The sequence below is a fragment of the Paenibacillus sp. ACRRX genome, assembly GCF_022346885.1.
In the GTDB taxonomy this organism is placed as follows: domain Bacteria; phylum Bacillota; class Bacilli; order Paenibacillales; family Paenibacillaceae; genus Paenibacillus_B.
In genome coordinates, this window is record NZ_JAKRNK010000002.1 from 164982 (window position 1) to 183877 (window position 18896).

At 43.8% G+C, this 18896-nt stretch carries 4 protein-coding genes; 3 read left to right on the forward strand and 1 reads right to left on the reverse strand.

The window, feature by feature from the left end; translation table 11 throughout:
- Positions 1 to 88: 88 nt before the first annotated feature.
- Both loaP and MH117_RS06575 read left to right on the forward strand, forming a co-directional pair.
- Positions 89 to 616, forward strand: coding sequence for an antiterminator LoaP (gene loaP / locus MH117_RS06570; protein ID WP_239327884.1), 528 nt, complete (start codon positions 89 to 91; stop codon positions 614 to 616).
- A gap of 684 nt (positions 617 to 1300) precedes the next feature.
- The gene (locus MH117_RS06575) at positions 1301 to 6937 is read left to right on the forward strand and encodes a hypothetical protein (protein WP_239327885.1); all 5637 of its coding nucleotides are present in this window, start codon (positions 1301 to 1303) and stop codon (positions 6935 to 6937) included.
- A 178-nt stretch (positions 6938 to 7115) separates the two neighbouring features.
- Here the strand turns inward: MH117_RS06575 and MH117_RS06580 are convergent, their stop codons facing one another.
- Positions 7116 to 10550, reverse strand: coding sequence for a hypothetical protein (locus MH117_RS06580; RefSeq protein WP_239327886.1), 3435 nt, complete (start codon positions 10548 to 10550; stop codon positions 7116 to 7118).
- 180 nt (positions 10551 to 10730) lie between these two features.
- On the opposite strand from MH117_RS06580, the gene MH117_RS06585 reads away from it, so the two are divergent.
- Positions 10731 to 18806, forward strand: a complete 8076-nt coding sequence (locus tag MH117_RS06585) for a beta strand repeat-containing protein (RefSeq protein WP_239327887.1) — start codon at positions 10731 to 10733, stop codon at positions 18804 to 18806.
- The last annotated feature ends 90 nt before the right edge of the window (positions 18807 to 18896 follow it).

The window sequence follows — 18896 nt, forward strand, 5'->3', positions numbered from 1 at the left end:
AATATTCTCTTTACGAAATTATTGTTATTTAACAAAAATGCCCCATCTATTACATCCGTAACTAATTAGCTATTCATGGAGGGGAATAATGAGCTGGTTTGCACTATTTGTAAAGTCGGGAGAAGAAAGAGATGTGGAAGGGTTTATCAATCAGCATTTCGACAAGCAATCACTGTTTTGTTACGTGCCCAAAAAGCTTGTGCCGGAGAAAAAGCAGGGTTGTGTTCATGATTCGGCCAAAGTGATTTTTCCCGGATATGTTTTTATTAACACAAGCATTATTTCCACCTTATATCATCGATTGCGAAAAACTCCAAAAATTTATTACTTAGTTAAAAGCGGGGAGCATAAGCTGGATCAAAGCTACAGTCCCTATTCAGAAATCCCGGATGAAGAAATGGATATGTTTTTGCAGTTAGTCGGGCCAAATGACATGCTTGGTTATTCAGATGTCATTGTGATGAATAAACGGGCAAAAGTCATTGCTGGGCCGTTATTTGGCAAAGAGGGGATTATACGAAAAATTGACAAGCGCAAAGGTAGAGCAAAAATAGAAGTTATGTTTTTGGGAGAAACAAGAATGATTGAGGTAGGAATTAATATTTTGTCCACATGATCATCTCGCCGACAAGCAGCTGGACGTTATCGATATCGGACCTTGCTCTGTACCCACTGGACAACTTCTCGTTCGTGAACCGCTGTGTGATTTGACCAATTTAGAGAACTAGCCTTGGATGAATTCGTGTAATGATCTGAAAATATATCGTATTATACATAAACTGTGCAACGATCTAGCCGTGTAACAGCTATTGAAGAACCACAGAGATCTGGCATCAAGCAGAACTTCCTAGGTTCTTCTATTTTATGTGTTCATTTTTTTGTGATCATACATATACTACGGCAACCTCCGTGAACGGTGCGACCGTATATTATCTGTCCCATTTACCTCTTCATTGATTCCTCTCCTCATTCCAAAAATCGAGGGCACGATTTACCCACTCTTCGGGACGAAAAGCTCCTAACTCTCCGTGTTTATAACCAAGCAGTTGTTCCACTTTACAATTTGAAACGACGCTGTTAAACAGCAGCGCAGAGTTACGAGTAGCTTTGTGCTCATTACTCGTATACCAGTAAAGTACTGGAATCTCACAGCAGCTAATCTCTGTTCTTAACTTATAAGAGAAATGAGTGTCAAAAATGCACCACTGTCATCTTATTGGTTAAACTAACGAATTAGGTTATAACCAATGATTCCCTTCATAAACTATAAAAGAGATATTAAGATAATGGAGGCAGAACTATGCCGCTTATTCCACGCTATTCCACGATTGATACAGCGGCTGTAACTTTTACTGGGCAACATTGCAGTGGCTCTGCTGACAATTTGACGACTCCGAACACAACTTTGGAACTGTTACCTGAGTGTGATATTTTGCATGCAGAACTTACCTGGTTCGCATCATTCACAACTGGCGTGGATATGAAGGAAATGAGTGATTTGCATGTAAACCGCGTGAATCTGGGTACACCCATCGGTTATTACCAAATAAATGAACAGGGAACAAATTACATTGTCCAAAAAGGACAAGCAAGCCATTGCATATGTTCAGCTGATCTCACTTCAATAGTGACAGAATGGAAATCAGGAACCTATTCGGTTACGATCCCCGCTTGGGAAAGCATCCATTCAATGCTGCAATGCGGCTGGGTACTGCATGTCATCATCAAGCATCCCTCCTTGCCTTTACAATACATTAATCTGGTAACGGGCCATGAACATGTTAGCCAACATAAATCTCACCACTGGAAGCTTACTGGATTCCGCCTTCCCAGTACAAATATTAAGTTCAACTTATGGCTTTGCGCTGCAAATGCACAAGCACTAACAGGTGATATTGGCTCTTATTACGCGACCCGTACACCGATGAATGATGCTCAACCTGTGTTGAATCCAGCTTGGATGCGTCAATTACAAGCCTCCCCTTTGCAGCTGACGAATCCTTCATTTGAAAACCAACTCATCTGCGTATGTTCTGTTCCTCAGAGAACAGAGCGGTCGGATATTTTTACGATGGCAGTTCAGTTGGATTCAGACGGAGCACTTATCAAGTCCTGTTTGAATCGACTGGGGGAATACAAAGATTACCAGTATGGGGGAATTGAACTTTATGAGCTGCAGCTATTTAATGAAGGGAATCAAAAGGCAGACTCGATATTGGCATCATTTTATGCTTCTGAAGGGGGAATTTTACTCAAAGAACTAATAGGTGTCCTTAATCAGAACGCACCAACCGTGGTGAGCTGTAAAAGTGGAATCGTCACGATTTCGGATCTACTTCCGAATGAAACCGTCACAATTAGATTTCCAGTCGTAATCGATGAGCAGCTGATTGATCAAAATGAGCTGCCACGTGATCTGATAACGTGTGTCGCTTCAATTACATACACCTTTGAGGTATCCTTAACTCGCTATCACGCTCGAACAATATCCAATTATGTCAGCATCCCCGTGCCAAATAAGCAGAGCAACTTGAATGTGACTCAATATGCGGATGTTACATCCGCGCGCTTGCAGGACTCTATTACATTCAACGTTCAGATTGCATCGTTTGGGCACAGGAAACTTTCAAACGTGTTTTTTAGAGATATGGCTTACCATGATTGCTATTACATTCCTGGTACGTTAACCGTTAACGGTCAATTCCTTCCTGATGCTGACCCGTTGGCTGGCTTTTACTTATATAAGATCGATGATTGTATAACAACGCTCATCCGCTACGACTTGAAGCTGCAGCATATTCCTCCAAATAATCAACTACAAACTGCAGCACAGATCAACTATTCGTTCTTTCGTCCAAACGGCTGTACCGGGCCAAACTATACTATTCGAAGTCAGACAACAACGGTTTGGCTTCATTATGCACAAATTTATCGTAACCTTCTTATGAAATCTAAAGGCAGCAATATTGGGGACGTTGTAGACCTAATTTTGCGTCTTAGCAATGGTGGCAACGAAACGGCTGAACAGGTTCCCGTTTACCTTAGCCCCGCCCCTGATATGAGCTTTGTAGAAGACAGTGTAATAATAGACAGGCGAGCTTGTCCTAACAAAAATCCTTATAAGGGCTTCCACTTGGATCATGTAAAGCCAAACCGCTCGCTTTGCATTCAATTTAAAGCAAGGATAACCCGCATAGAAGCGTTACAGCATGTTCGCAATCAGGCAGTTGTACCCTATACGTATCAAATTGCTTCTGATCAACCTCTTATTTCCGTATCACAGCCAAGCAATATGGTGACCACATACGTTCATAATTTAAATATCAGCCTTACTAAAAAGGTTACCAGGAAGTATGCTGCAGTAGGAGATCAACTCGTCTACACACTCCAGGTTTCCAATCGCGGCCATACAAGCATTATAGGTGCAACGGTACGGGATATTTTAGAGCCATGGCTGACGCTTGTTCCAGGGACAGTCACGGTGAATGGTTTGAAACGTTCACATTGTGATTTGCAAACGGGTTGTCACTTGGGGCAATTAAGCCGAGGCACTGCTTATACCATTACGTTTGCAGCAGTGGTGACAGCACTCCCACCGAATGGACGAGTCTATAATCAAGCTGAGATCACATATCAATATGTGCAGCTTGATCCATATCACTTGTTAACAAAAACCAGCCGCAGCAATAGGGTTTATACTATAGTTCAGCATGTGGATGTCAGCTTAAACAAACAGACTTGTACACGTTTAGCTTTGGTAGGAGACATTATTCGATTCACGCATCACATCATTAATATCGGAAATACGACACTTGGACAAGTCTGGTTTGCTGATCCACTAGCCACACCACTTCAAGTTGTAACCGCAAGTGTACGGGTTGATGGAGTTCCAGCACCTAAATTAGATCCTCAAAACGGATTCCGTCTCGCCTCTCTGCGGCCGAAAGCGGAAACTTGGATAAGTCTGCTTGCTGAGGTAACAAATATCACTACTAACCAGTTAATATGCAGTTCTGCATGGATCAATTACGCTTTTCATAATGACAGCTGTGATGAACATATCAGCTACAATACAGCACAATCCAATGCGGCCCCCATTCTCGTACAGGCTTCATTATTGGATATGTGTATGAGCGTGGATCGGGATTGTGTTCAAGTCGGCGAACAACTGACATATACCATTGTGCTGCGAAATGCTGCTCTAGTTCCATTAAGTAGTATTTATTATGTAAATCCCTTACCCGCTGACCTGTGCTTTATTCCGGGAAGTTTGCGGATTAACGGCAAGGCGTATCACCCTTTCGTGTCAGCTATCAGACTACACCTAGACACCCTCCAGCCTGGTGCTAGTCTTGTCGTGTCCTATCGGTGTCAAGTCAGTAAGGAGGCCTTAGATTCAAGACAGCTGCTAAATTCAGCGGAAGCCGAATTCTACATGCCACGTTATGGTCAATCATGTACAATAAAACGAAATACATCCAGTAATACAGTTAGTACCCGTGTATACAGAAAATGCTTGCTTCTCTTTGTTGCCTGCTCTCACAAATATGTCACATCGGGTGTGCAAATGAAATGTGAAGTGGCGGTCTCCAATGCTGGTACAATTACTGCTGATGACGTCTGGTTTTACGCGAGCATACCCGCAGGACTTCATATAGTGGCTGGCTCTTTACTTGTGAATGATGAGAGGTGGACAGAAGCTTGTCCCGGACGAGGATTTTCCCTTGGAACGCTTTCACCTTCCACAACCGTTAAGATCACATATGTGATCAGTGCAGAAGATATAACGAGTGCTAAAGTTTGTTTAATCCAATCAAAACTCCATTGTGTATACCGTCCGCTGATGACAAGCTGCAGCGAGCAGCAAACCATTACAAAAGCGGATCCCATACTTATTTACATCCTGCCTCCCTGGCCAAACCAGAACCCGTCGAAGGCGACGCCGCATCATTATGGTGCAGGACCAGCTAAGTTAATTTTGCAGCTGATGGGAGAACAAAGCGAAGCAGGATTGTGTCAGCCTATCCGTTATGCTGTAAGAGTAACTAATGTGGGATACACCTTTGCAGAACATGTCAGACTGGTTTTGACTCTTCCACGGGAAGCAAGCCGGATTCAAGCTTGGATCTCCGATAAAAGCAGCGAAAATGAGGTGCTCTCAGCACCGGATCATGTACCGATTCCACGTATTCTTCCAGGTGAAGACGTAGTTGTCCATTATGAGATAGAACTGTCGGAGCTGCCTCGCCCCAACTGTCTAAGGATTACAGCTGCAGCATTTTATCAGACAGATCACTCTTTTTTTAAGACACCGACTAACACCTATCATACATCAAGCAATTGCGTCATCACCATTATTCAACACTACGAGCTTGCTGTTTGTACTAGCGTGTACCAAGATGCAGCCGCAGTGGGAGAACTCTTGCCATTTCACACGATCATACACAACCAAGGAACGATTAAGGCTGTAAATATTCATGTGAGTGACCTGCTATCCTCGCCTAGATGGGAAGTCGAATCTGCGCAGGCATTAGCAGCAGACCAAATTTGTCTGCTTCCCGACGGATTAAATATTACCCATCTTGAGCCTGGGGCAAGCTGCAGCCTATTTCACGAAACAGAGATAACGACTCCCCTCACCTCAGCATGGGTGACCAATCAGGTGCAGATTCATTATGATAGCAACGCGCAGTATGACGAAGACGCATTTCCACGGATTGCTGTTGGCAACAAAGTTCACATTTATGTGAAACACCATGGGTTGCAAATAAGAAGTGTGCCTGCAACCTCCTCCTGCGAGGCAGACAACAGACAACTCATCATAGTCACAATTAACAATGTTGGTGGAGGTGCAGCTTATAATTTAAATATAACATCTATTCTGCCGGCGGAGCTGAGAAGCAGCGTAAGCACAACTTTACTCTATGACAATAGTTTAGACATCTATCCAGCAACAGCGCGTATGCTGCTTCCTGTTCTCCAGCCAGATCGAACTGCCATCATAAAATACAGTGTGAACAGGCATGCGTATAAAGATCAGCAGCCTATCGACAACAATTCATTTGAGACTGTTGCAACTTATTATTATAGTGATGACTCAAACAGCAGACCTGCAGTTTGGGAACATGATAAAGTTAAATCGACCTATCGTGCGAGGGAGATTAAGATAGCGGTTTGCGTGATAGCTAATTGTACGTCCCTGGAAATCGGCGACACGCTCAGCTTTACTATTGTTGTTGAGAACAGCGGCAACCACGCTGTGTTTGGACTATTGCTTTATGTTAGTCTACCAGAACTTGTTTGGATGGTGGACGGTGCTGATATCATATGGGGATGCAAGCAACAGGAACATAGGGTTGAATTGGGCCAATTGGCAGTTGGCCACACCCGACGTATTACCTTTTCTGCTGCCAATATACATGCAACCAGACAGCAACTAGACTGTCGGGCCAGAGCAGTATGTTATTACCAGTTTCCTGACTCCTCCATTATTCATGATTATGAGGCCGTCAGCAATGACGCTATTGTGCAGCTCAGTACAGCAGATATCGAGCTCTATCAGCGTGCCAGTGCACTCGAAATAAACTGCGGCGAGTACGTGAAACTTTCGATCCAAATTAAGAATACAGGCAATATCGATCTTACGGACGTTTGGCTTTATGAGGCATGCTCCCCGCAGCTTACCTTAGTTCCGGGATCGGTCATGCTTAATAACAATTGCTGCCCTGATTTTGTTTTGCAGCATGGTATTTTCCTAGGAAAGCTGGCAACAAGCAAGCATATTAGTATTACCCTATTGGTGGCTGCTCAGACCCGTCCCCGTGCTGGGTATGTCACCTGCCGCTCGCAAGTAGGATTTCGTTACCGAGTTCAGCAAGCACAGAACTATAGAACTCGCACATACCAAAGTAATATTATCAAAATCTATGTACAATAGACGATGACTGCCTCCCTCCAGATGTATTTGATTTTTTAGCGTGGCCGCCTACCAAATCACGACCGAACAATCGTATGAAATATTGACTCGAAGCAGGAATATAAGGACCTCTAACCCGCTTCATAGGGAAGAGGTCCTTTGTACAACTGAGCCTGCTGAGTAAGTGAGATGTAATGCATCAAAAAGGATCAATATTGAGCACTGTCTTCTGTGGATTAGGCGTTGTCTTGGAGCGAGCTGTCACCACAAAGTCATAGCGAGAGCCGAGCGAAGAATTGGCAGGAATAGTGCTTTCTATCGAAATGATCCGCGATTCATTAGGTTCGAGGTTAGACATGATGGAGAGATCAGCCGAATAAGCCGTATTTGGAGGCACAGTTGTGATTCGCTGCCCATTAATAAGTAAGGAGTACGCAATAGAGACAGCAGCAATGGAGAGCGTATAATCATCGTAGCCTCCTCCTGTATTACGGAAGAAGTTCGTAATGATTGCCGTTGAGCCTGGCGGAGTAACCCTAAAGGAGGTACTGTCATTAATACGATCTGTTGGTGACGGCAGCAGGGAGGTGCCAGGTGGCAAACTAGTCACAAATGCATTGCTTTGCTCTCCCCCATACACTTTGGATGAGATATCATTTGTATAAGAAACTGCGGTTGCTTGCAGCGTCAGTGAACTTCCCGATCTCATAGTGGGCAGCAAGGCAACAGTAAAGGCCATAAAGCCAGAAGCATTAGCGCTCAGAGACGGGACACTAATTGTAATTTTACGGGTACTGGCGGAATAAGATGACGTACATTGCACGTTTGTATTGATCCGATTAAACACAAAACCGTTAGGAATGGGGAGACTGATCGTTCCATTCATCAGCGCCACAGCACTGTTATTAACAAACGCTAATTTGAAAATGAGCACCTCATTGACATCTACTACTGCTTTTGCAGCGTAAAAGGTACCTGAGAGTGCGCTTGTTGCTGTCAGCGTCAGCACGATATTCGGGTGCTGGATCGTTAAGCCTGTGCTGCGGTTTAAGGAAACGTTGGTCCCAGTGTCCGTGTAACGGTATGTCACTTGCGCAGTGTTGGTTTGTTGCGACGTAGTTGCGCCTACGGCTTTATTGGCGTTTATAATCGAGCAGCGGAAGCTATAAGTTAACGTTTTCTTTTCGATCCTTGCATCAATCGTCCTTACCCCAGGGAATGTAATGGTGTTAGACGTCACTGTAGGTGTAATTGGAATGCCATTATAGAAGGCTTTGCCTACATAAACTTGTTGATTAGCCGGTAAAAGATCAGCTGCTCTTACATCGTATGCAATCGTTCCCTGAGGCACCGTTGCGTTGATTGTGTAATCAACAGTCGAGTTTACCTTTAATAAGTCTGCTGGGTATGTTTTGGCGATGGTGATAGCCGGCGAAGCTAAGGTAACAGAAGCGGAGCGATTTAGTCCGCTATACTGAAAGTTCACTTGTCCTTCTTCATAAAGTTGTGAATAGGGATTACTGCTTGTAACTGTTGTGGATATCGTCAACCCAGGTGGGAGTGTGCTGCTGATCGTTACAGAATATGAGAGCGTAAGCGCTTGTCCAGGCCCTAACTTCATAACAGGCCATGTAATAAGGCTGTCTGTTGCTTGTGGGACATCGTAGCTTCCTGTCCCTGTCACCTTGATCGTAGCAGGAATGAGCGAATACCAGGCAGACAAGTTATCCTGCACCACTAAACTAAATGCATCCGTTTCTGTTCCAAGCGTATTGCTGTTGCGGATGACAACGGAAAAAGTGTACACCTCTCCAGCTTTGATCCCTGTACGATTTGGCCCCTGCACCGTTTTGGTTAAAGTTAAGTTTGGCGTTCCGATATTAATTACAACCTGGTCACGACTGCTGTAAGTAAAGCCGAAGCTATTGCTGCCCGTTAATTTCATCAAATTAGTGTTCTGGCCACTACCTCCCAGAGATTGAATCGGTACCTGAAACTCGATCGTTGATGTTGAACGACCCGGAATATCACCGTATTGGAAATCTACTCCGTGAGGATCAATGAGTTGAGGGGAACCAGGTAAAGGCAGCGGACCTGTAAAGTTGTAGGTTAGATTTTGAATAGGGTTAGCCGCCAGAGGAAAAAAGTCATCAAGAACGATAGATTTCTGAACTGCACGAATCGTTGTGGCATTATAGGTTAACCGATATTTTGCCAGGTCTCCGGGAGCGAGTGCCTTGATGCTTTTTGGCGTGCCATTCCGGTAGGCCCCCCCAATAAATTGTTTGAAGATTGTTCCTGTTACGATACTCGCAGATGTGCTCGCTTGATCTGACACATTCGTATGCAGTGTATTATTTGCGGCTGTTAAGGCAACAGAAGGCTTGAAGTCGTCCCCTGCTGTTATCGGTATATTTACTTGATTTGCAGAACGATAACGATAATAAGCATCGACAGTCGCACGGATTACTATACTGCGAATGGTTTCTGGATTAGCACTTGAAAAAAGGTAGCGTACAGTGGTGCCCTGCCGTGAAGCATCATTAATTATATTGGTAGGCTGCTCGCTGGAGCTGACATAGATAAAGCCGTCCGGAAGGAAGTAGTCGGTTTGGATCAGATTTAAAGTATAATATTGACCCGTCTGGTAGTTAAAAGTTAGTTGTACATTGCTCTGTACATCCGTTACTTTGGGATCAATTGCTGTTGTTACTACAATATCCATAGCAATCACAGTTGCTTTTTGTACAAGCTGATTTTGATCCGTTGACATGACAGCTGAAACCGTCAAGGGGCTGCCGTGCAGTAAGAACGGACCAAGATTGTTTTGATACTGATTCCAAATAGCAAACTTAAAGGATACAGTTGTATCACTGCCTGCTGACAGGTTCCTACTCTGGAAACTAAGCTGCGTATAATTGTTTGGCAGCAATGGACTGGATACGGTTGGCTGAAGAAACTGCGCTGCATCTGTTCCTGAGCTAGTCAGCGCCCCAATATATCGGATGCCATCTGGAAGCTGAATCGTAATCGTTGCGCTGCTGGAGACAGTCGCATTGTTTAAAATGCGGCAGGAAATAGTATACGGGTTCAAATAGTTGTTAGAGCTGACTGCGGTTCCCGCCCCTTTTAGCGCTTTGCTTGGAGCTGTTAATTGACAAGTGTAGCGGGTAGTCAGAAAGGACATCACTTTTTGCTCTGTTATTTTTAAATTATTGTTGTCATAGCTACCTCTTGGCTGAGTATCCGCTTGGCCCGTCACGACAGTACCCGTTAACAGCGTGCCAAAGGGGATCATCGCTCCATTCTTATAGGTTGGATTGCCAGATACCGTAATAGTAAAGACGTAAGCAGGTTCATGTGGCGCCAAGTCTTTCATACTGACCCATGAAAGCTGTGAACTGCCATCACTATTCGTTTGTATAGTGGTTGGCGGCAAGCTGGCTGTGCTGTAGCTTATACCATCAGGCAGCTTCAACAATAAACTGACATTGTACAGTTTGGCGTTGGGGCTTTTGTTTTGGAGATAAATCTGAAAAGAAACTGTACCACCACTTAGCAATGGAATATTGGACGCTTGATCAAGAGACAGAAGCAGTACATCGGAGTCCAACCGCATACATCCTTTCTTCATTCGTATTACTGCCATCCTATTCTGTTCTTGTTCAGAAGTGAATGCTCTATCTCTCTTCTGCAATTTGGGCTTGGTTTAATTATAAAAATTAGGAACATCCTCTCTTGCTTTTACATATGATGATACGGGCATTTTATTTGGCATGCCTTCTAATCACGATTGCAAGGAGGGGAACCACACTTGACGCTGATAACAAGATATACAACTATTGACAAAGCGATCATTGCTGCAACTGGAAACAGCTTGGTTACTTGCGGCAGTTCAACAAATGTCGATGTCAATACGGCGGATCTGATGACGTTAGATGGGAACGGAACGCGAGGCTGGGCTTCTGCAGCGAGTACGGCTTCCATTTCGGTCCAAGCGAACAGCACCATTTTGTATGCAGAACTCATTTGGTATTCAACAGTGTTCAGTACAGCCTCAGGAGCACTGGATGTAAGAAGCCTGGCTGATCAAGCTATAACTTTGACAACTCCATCTGGCAATTATTCCATAACCCCCATTTATACAGACAGTATAACGAACGTATCTGGTTCTATTGATCGTTTTCGCTCCGCTGATGTAACCTCCATCGTCACACAATCATTAAGTGGCGCATATACGGTGTCCAAAGTACCAATAAGCATCCCGCCAACTGGACTTAGCAATACAAAGGCAGGATGGACATTAGTTGTTATTTATCGCAACGATGCCTTTGCTCCAGAGTTGATCAGCTTCTCTTCGGGTATCGCAAATGTTAATGATAACAATCTACTGCAGACCAGCATTACCGGTTTTACGGTTGGACAAAGTCCACAGTCAGGTGGAATTTACGTAGCTGCTGCAAATGGCAGTCCATTGACTAGTAATAGCCAATTAAAGGTTGGCCCCTCTTTTGCACGGTTGACGAATATAGGAAACACGGTGGGAGTTCCCCATGCCAATCCGGCAACTGCGCCAAACAATCCTTGGAACAATATTTTTGCAGGGCAGATTAATGTGAGTAATCCGCTAAACTCAAGTGTAGGTCTAATTAATATTGAAGGTACAAATGGAACAAACAACCATGATCCTTTTGTACCTACTCAAGTTATAGACGCACGCAATAAATGGGATTTAAGTTGGCTGGATATTAGCAGTACCCTAGAAGATAACCAATCACTAATTGCGCTGCAAAGTTCAGCAGCTGGTACTACAGATGGAATTCAAATTGTGGCACTTGGCTCTGCTGTTAAAGTCATATCTCCTAATATTTCGGCTGTGCTCACTGGCTATAATTCGGAGTCAAATTTGCTTTATCCTTACGAGGTGGGCCAAGAAATTATTTATGAGATTATCGTTCAAAATAGTGGTGCGGCAAATGCTGACAACGTCATCTTTAATGCAGCTGTGGATGCAAATTGTTCATTTGTCCCGAATTCTGTCATTGTGAATGGCGTTGTGAAGACAGGGGCCTCGATTGCTTCAGGTGTGAACCTGGGCACAATACCAGCTGCCGGTATCGTACATTTACAGTATGGGCTGCACATTGATCGGCTGCCTGTAAATCAACAAATCAGCCAAACGGCAAATTATAGCTATCAATTTAGCTCCGGTGCTAACTCGCCCATTTATACGAACAATGCAACTACAAATACGGTTGCACATGCTGTAGTTGCTGCTCAGCTCAATGCTGTGAAATCCGCTTCCACTAATACAGCAAGCATCGGAGATCTTGTTACTTACAACATAAATTTGACAAACTCGGGAACAGAGCTGCTCAGCAACCTGTTCTTTCAAGACCCGGTCAGCCCTTATTGCACATATACTGCAGGAAGTGTCACGATTAATGGTACGGCACAATCGACATATGATCCGACCGTTGGATTTCAGTTAGCTAATTTGCAGCCTGGACAGACGACCCAGGTTCAATTTACAGTGAAGATTCAGTCCTTACCGCCGTCTGATTTTGTTGATAATGCTGCTTATGTCACGTATAGCTACCAATATAATGACAGCACAGCCCCAACAACCTTAACCATTACAAGTAACCATACCGCCATCAGGGTACAATATGTTGAAATTGTAGCTAAACGTGTTATTAATAATGAGTATCCTAATATTGGGGACACCGTAACCTATACGTTATCCTTAACTAATATTGGAAATATCCCAGATGTGAATGTTAATGTTGTTGAGCCCCCTGTAGCCGGAGCAACCTTTGTGTCAGGCAGCTTAACCTTAAATGGCGTTTCCCGTCCTGAGCTTAACCCGTTTACAGGATTTACGATCGCGAGCATCCAGCCACAACAAACGTACATCATTACGTATCAAGTATTAATTAACCAGGTAAACCCTGGTCAGACCGTTGAGAATATAGCGCAGGTGCCGTTTAAATATCAAATTACGCCAGGCGGCCCTATCATTTCAGATGAGCAAGATTCCAACAAAGTTATTACGAGAACCAACTTCGTTACGTTGACCATCCAGGAAAGTGTGGATAAAAGCTATGCCGTGCTGGGTGACACACTTTACTATACTGTAAATGTCTCAAATACAGGAAATATAGATGCCTTGAATACGATCTTCCTCGCCGCTATTCAGGCTGGCACCCAGTTTGTCCCGAATAGTGTTGCGATCAATGGAATCGTAGTGCCAGGTGCAGACCCCAATATCGGTTTTAGTCTTGGCAGCATTGATCCTAGCAATACCGTCATTGTGACCTTCCAAGCCATCGTTACTAACATTCCTGTCCCGAACATCGTATACAATCAATCAAAGCTGATTTACGATTTTTATCCTGACCCAAGTGGAAACCATATTACTTCGACAGCTTTCAGTAATACAGTTCAAACGATATTAAATAACGTCCAATTCTCTCATATTAAGAGTGTGGATAAGGCCTATGCGCAGCTAGGCGAAACGCTGGTCTATCGCACAACTATTCAGAATACAGGAACTGTAGTACTTACCAATGTGTTCTTCTTTGATCATCTAAATGAAGCTTTAACATTCCAGGCCGGTACCGTTCAAATTAATGGGATAAATTATCCTGCTTACAATCCTTTGACAGGATTTTCGTTAAGTAATATCAGCCCTGCTGATACGGTTACTATTGATTTTCAAGCTACTGTAAGCAGCATCCCGCCAGTAGGAATTATTTACAACTCCTCCAGCTTCACCTACTCCTATCAGACAGCACCTGACGCCCCAACATTCACAGCAACCTCATCTTCTAATCAGGTAAGAACAACCATTACAAATGGCAGCTTGTCCATAACAAAAAGTACGAGCAAAATATATGCAACAGTTGGAGACAGTTATTCTTATTCTTTACTCCTTTCAAATACAGGCAATGTGACCCTAACAAATATTGTTCTCCAGGATCAGCTTGCGAATGGTATCCTGTTTATACCTGGATCTGTTACGATCAACGGCACAAGCAAGCCTGACTATAATCCGAATACAGGCTTTCCGCTTGGCGCGTTAAATGCAGGTCAAGTAGCCAGTATCAGCTTTCGTGTAACCGTTGATCATGTGCCAACGCCAAATACGGTGCTCAACTATGCTACAGCAGCATTTTCCTATACGGTCAATCCAAGCCAGCCGCCAATCACCGGCACAAGCACAAGCAATACCGTAACTACTATAATCAATCAGGCGGGTTCTTCCTTGGTTAAGACAGTAAACAAAGCCTTCGCCACAATTGGAGATACCCTAACCTACACGATCACGGCCAACAATACAGGAACTGTGCCGTTAGCGAATGTTGGCTTTAAAGATATCATCCCTTCAGGTGCCGCCCTGGTGGCAGGAACAGTGTCCATTGATGGTATAAATTATCCGGATTATAATCCAAACGTTGGATTTAGTCTGGCGAACATTCCTGCTGGTGGGAGAACGGTTGTTATTTTCCAAGCGACGGTTGTAAGCTTACCTGTCCCTCCAAGGCTGGACAACACGGCAACTATCAACTACCAGTATCAGTTGAGTCCTGCTGGAGCAGTTCTGTCTGGTTCACAAACAAGTAACGTTGCGACTACATTTGTTAGCTTGGTAAATATAGTGAACACCAAAACTGTGGATCACACGTATGCCACAATCGGAGACACTCTAACCTATACTTCAGTGATTCAAAATAAGGGAAATATCAACATTTCAGATGTGTTTTTTGTAGATAGCATACCTGTCTCAACTGCATTTGTAGCTGGTTCTGTTACGATTAATGATGCCGCATCTCCGCTGCTGGATCCGAATATCGGCTTTTCACTGGGGACAATAGCACCTGACGAAAACGTGGCAGTATCCTTCAAAGTTACAGTAGCCGATTTACCGCTTAGCGGCTATGTGCAGAATGCATCCAATGTTACCTACCAGTATCAAATTGATCCAACAGCTCCGCCGTTGGTCGGTTCTCAGACCAGCAATATTGTAACTACCTATATTCGTGTTGGCAGTTTAATCGTTCAGAAGAGTAGTAATCGCAATTATACTCGTGTTGGTGACGTCATTACGTACAGCTTAGTGTTAGCCAATACAGGCAGCACTTTGCTGCAACAACTATTTTTTCAGGATACGATTCAGACGGAATCTGCTTTTGTAACTGGTACAGTGATTATTGATGGCGTAAATCAACCTGGTCTGGATCCAAATGTTGGCTTCATGTTGTCAGACCTTGGGGTTGGTTCCAATATCGAGATTCAATTTCAAGTTCTCGTAAACGCTATTCCAAGCACAGAACAATTGCTTAATACAGCTACTGTTCATTATGCGTATTATATCGATCCAAACGGAGTCATTCACACGGCTACAGCAGCATCCAACCAAACGATCGTCCAAGTAGATGACACTCCACTTTCTGTTAATAAATTCGTTGATAAATCCGTTGCCAAAATCGGAGATCAACTACTCTTTACAGTTTCTTTGTCTAATGGCAGCACGAACTTGACTGCACAGCAAATTCAATTTGTGGACGTATTAGATTCAAATCTGTCATTTGATCAAGGTTCGGTTACGATCAACTCCGTTCAACAGCCTGCACTCAATCCAAATACAGGATTTACACTTACCGACATTCCTGGTGAGACCACAACAACAGTTACTTTTAGTGCTACGGTAATTAGCCGTCCAAGCAACAACATCGTAAGCAACTTAGCCTCCATTCATTACCAGTATATACTTGATCCACAACTGCCTCCTGTAGTCGTGGATACAATAACAAATACAACTCAAACTTTGATTGCTGTGGGTGAGTTAACGGTAGTAAAATCGGCCACGGCCAGCTATGCCACAATTGGCGATGTATTTACGTACTCTATTCTGGTGAACAACTCGGGTTCTGTCCTTGCAACAAGTGTGAGCCTGCAAGATATTGTACCTTCCGCATTAGCGTTTGTGCCTGGCAGTGTGACCATTGATGGTTCTGCACAGCCTGCATTGGACCCGAATGTTGGTATCTCGCTTAGCAATTTAGCTCCTGGCCATACTGCTTTCATATCCTTTGAAGTTAAAGTTATTTCTGTCCCCCTATCAGGAGAAGTATATAATACGGCTAGTGTGACCTTCAGCTATCAGTTAACGCCAAGTGATCCTGTTGAGACCAAAACGGCAATTTCCAATACCGTAGTCATTAATATTTGGCTTGGGCAGCTCACAGTAACTAAAGCAGTAGACAAATCGTATGCAACCATTGGAGATAAGCTGCACTACACCGTTACAGTCCGGAATACAGGGAACACGATCTGTACTTCTGTCCAATTTAAGGACGTTGTTCAAGCAAATGCGGCTTTTGTACCTGGCAGCGTGCAAATCAATGGCATTACACAGCCGTCTTATGATCCGAATGTTGGATTTTCCTTAATTGACATTACTCCTGATTCAACTGTTACTATAACCTTCGATGTCAATGTAACTAGTTTGCCTGATAACTATTTGTTAGCTAATACGGCTACAGTTCGTTATTTATACAGCAGTAATCCATCCAAGCCTCCAGTAAATGCAGCTACTGTCAGCAACACCGTTACCACCACGATCAATGTCGGGCTAGTTGCAGTAACTAAGTCCGTAAGTCAAGCGTACGCCACAATCGGTGATGTCCTTACCTATTCCGTTCAAATATCAAACACTGGCAATACGAATGCAACAGCCGTCAACTTTAGAGACGTTATTCCGAACGGATTACTGTTTGTGCCAGATTCCGTTACGATTAATGGTGTGCTTAAGCCCGGATATGACCCTTATCAAAGCTTCTCGTTAGGGACATTAACTCCAGGCAGCTCCAGTATTGTGCAATTCCAGGCTACCGTAGTCAGCGTTCCCGTACCTTCTCTTGTTAGCAATATTGCGCAAGTCACGTTCACTTATCGCATCCAACCTGAAGGTCCGGATATTACAGATGAGGTGAACAGCAATACCGCCTCAACGCAGATTAACAATGCCGTGCTCGCCTTCAGCAAACAGGCAAGCCAAAGCTATGCTGCTGTTGGTGACACGTACACGTATTCCTTTGTGCTTAATAATACTGGCAATGTCGACTTGTTCAACGTTTCATTTTTAGATAACCTACAGTCTGACCTTGCATTTGTCACTGGCTCAGTCGTTGTGAATGGGCAAAGTCAACCGACCTTTGATCCAACAGTTGGCTTCATCATCGGTACGATCCCAACACTAAGTCAGTTGAACTTGTCATTTAATGTAACAGTAAGAAGCTTGCCTGCGAATCATATCGTATCCAACTTTGCAACTGCCAACTACACGTACAAAATCGATCCAAACGGTAATAGCTATACCAAGACTACTGCTTCAAATGCCGTTTTTACTACCATCATACTTGGAAGTTTGACCGCTACCAAAGCGGTTGACCTGGCATACGCGACGCTATCCAGCATATTAAACTATACAATTACAGTTAAAAATACAGGTTCTACAATCGTCTCCAACTTGTTCTTTACGGATACCCTGTCAGTTGGGGCAAATGTGGTAAGTGGAAGTGTCGTCATAGATGGTGTCCCGCAGCCGACCTTCAACCCGATTTCCGGATTTCCTATTCCGCCACTAAATGCAGGTACAACTACTACCATCAAGTTCCAGGCACAAGTATCTTCCATTCCAGCCGCTGGTACGATTACGAACTATGCTGTCGTTACAGGAGTATATCGAGTGAATCCAAGCGGTCCTGATATCCAAGTATCAGCCACAACTAATACTGTAACTACACAAGTTAATGTAGGAAGACTTGAAAGTGTCAAGAGTGTGGATAAAAGCTATGCGAATGTCGGTGACAGTCTAACCTTTACTTCTGTCGTTACAAATACCGGCAATGTAACTGCTAGCAATGTGTGGTTCTATGATACTTTGCAGCTCGAGGCTGGGTTTATTTCAGGAACTGTAAGAATCAATGGCACTGTACAGCCGACACTCGATCCTACACTCGGATTTACACTGGGCAGTTTGACGCCAAATCAAAGTGTGTCGATCGATTTTACGGTCAAAATTAACAGCTTGCCGACTCCTCCACAAATTACGAACAAATCGCAGGTGGAATTCAGCTACTACGTTGACCCAAATGGCACGATTATTACAAGCACTATTTTTAGTAACACGGTAACAACAGCAGTGGTCCAAGGCCAGCTAAGTGCAGTGAAGTCCGTTAATAAGACCATTGCCACCTTACAGGATGTATTAACCTATACGATTGTGTTGACCAATGCCGGCAATACTCCAGCACTTCAAGTTCAATTCAAGGATACACCGTCAGCAGGCGCAGCATTCAAATCAGGTTCAGTCCTTATTAATGGTACTGCGCGGCCAGATTTTGACCCAACGGCTGGTTTTATCCTCGGTGATATTGGTGTAGGCAATACGTTAACAGTTCAATTCCAGGCTATAGTTACCTCCGTCCCTGCAAGCAACATCGTTACCAACCAAGCAGCACTCAACTTTAGCATACTAGTCGATCCTAAACAGCCGCCAATCAGCCAAACCGCCTACTCTAACACTACGACTACCAGCATTGTGCTTGGCCACTTGTCTGTTGTTAAATCCGTGGATAAACAATTTGCTACGATTGGGGATACGTTAACGTATACGATTGTGATCACCAACAATGGCAACATTGACGTGACCAACGTCATATTTATTGACCCTACACCACAGCATGCCGTCTTTATCGTTGGTTCAGTTGTGGTAAATGGCATCAATCAGCCGACGTATAATCCTGCCGCTGGCTTCCAGCTTCATACGATGACGCCTGGTCAGATCATTACGGTAGTATATCAGGTGCAAATTATCAGTTAAACAGTTGAGCTTCTGCTGTCGAGAATTTCTTCTCGACAGCTATTTTTTTATTCCAAAAGTTTAATTAGCCACTAATGTTATGTTTTATGG